At 60.0% G+C, this 1,218-nt stretch carries 2 pseudogenes; both read right to left on the minus strand.

Annotated features, from left to right (window positions below):
• A pseudogene (locus tag ACOCD2_RS20735) lies at nucleotides 1-986 on the minus strand (hypothetical protein); the annotation flags it as partial.
• 8 nt (nucleotides 987-994) lie between these two features.
• A pseudogene (locus ACOCD2_RS20740) lies at nucleotides 995-1,218 on the minus strand (hypothetical protein); the annotation flags it as partial.

Genomic DNA, 1,218 nt, shown 5'->3' on the forward strand with positions numbered 1-1,218 from the left:
CCGGACCGTAGGCTATGGGGGGTGATCTTGCCCTCGATACCTGCCTTATCAGCAAGCTTCCTGATCTGCTGCCAGAACCAGGATGTGGAAACCCCCTTTTGGAGGTATTCCCGCGTCTCCATCTGCCGGGTTTTGCGATCCCGTCCCTGGCGGAGCCGGACGGCACGGAACAGGGGAGGGCCGCTGACCCCCAGCTCCTCGCGCAAACGCAGCCACTCCATAAGCCACACGGCGGCGAAGCCCCGGATGGGGAGTATCTTGACATCATCGGCGGCATCCGCGGTCTTACGCGCGCCCAGGGCCAGCTCAAACATCCACCCCGGGGATTCTTTTGTGTCCCTGCGTGTGAGGTCATCGGGCGTGATGGCCACCAGTTCGCTCACGCGCCGGCCGCCGGCGACAAACCCTACGGCCAGCATGGCCCGCATCATGGCGCCATACACCGGCGGCATATCATCCAGGGCGTCGATCAGCTCCAGCAGCTGGTCGCGCACCAGCGCCTTGGATTTCTCTTTTCGGTGCTTGCCGTCCTTGCGGGCGGCCTTGAGCAGCTTACGGACAGTCGCGGTGTAAACGTAGCGGTCATCAATATCTTTGACGTGTTCCTGATGTGCCCGGTTGAGCACCCATAGGCGCTGTTCGATGGTGGACAGCTTTGATGGGCCGGGGGTCTTCTTGATGCCCAGCTCCCTTATGGCTTCATCGGTGTCTTTCCGAAATCCCTTCAGCATGCCAATTACGTAGGCCTCAATCAGCGGCTCCGGTACCGGGTATTCTTCTTCAGTTACCCCCCAGGTGTACCAGCACCAGGCCCAGAAGTAGCGCAGGCCGGCGTAATAGGCCCGTTCGCTGTTGTCGGTCTTGTGGGCATCCAGGAAGTCGTGAATCGCGTCCAGGGTTTCCTGCAGGCGCTTATCCCGTTCCGCTTTTGATAGGCGGGGCGGAGGAGGGAGCTTGCCGTCTTTGGCGACGGGGAGGTTGGTCATGGCTTAGGCTATTTCTTTGTCTGGCGCGTTTCCTGCATGATGCCGATGATTCGCTCATCGAGACAGGATCGCATAAATCGGTTCATCGGCGCAGGGTCGCCGGATGGGTAGAACTCCAGCATGAGCTGGTTGAATTCCAACTGGCGACGGGCCGGTAGATTGATTGCCGGATAACCCGCATCGAGCAGGATACCGTTCATCATCAAGCGCCCCAGGCGTTTGTTCACATCAT

It is taken from the genome of Thiolapillus sp. (genome assembly GCF_048562965.1).
Classification (GTDB): Bacteria; Pseudomonadota; Gammaproteobacteria; order Chromatiales; family Chromatiaceae; genus Thiolapillus; species Thiolapillus brandeum_A.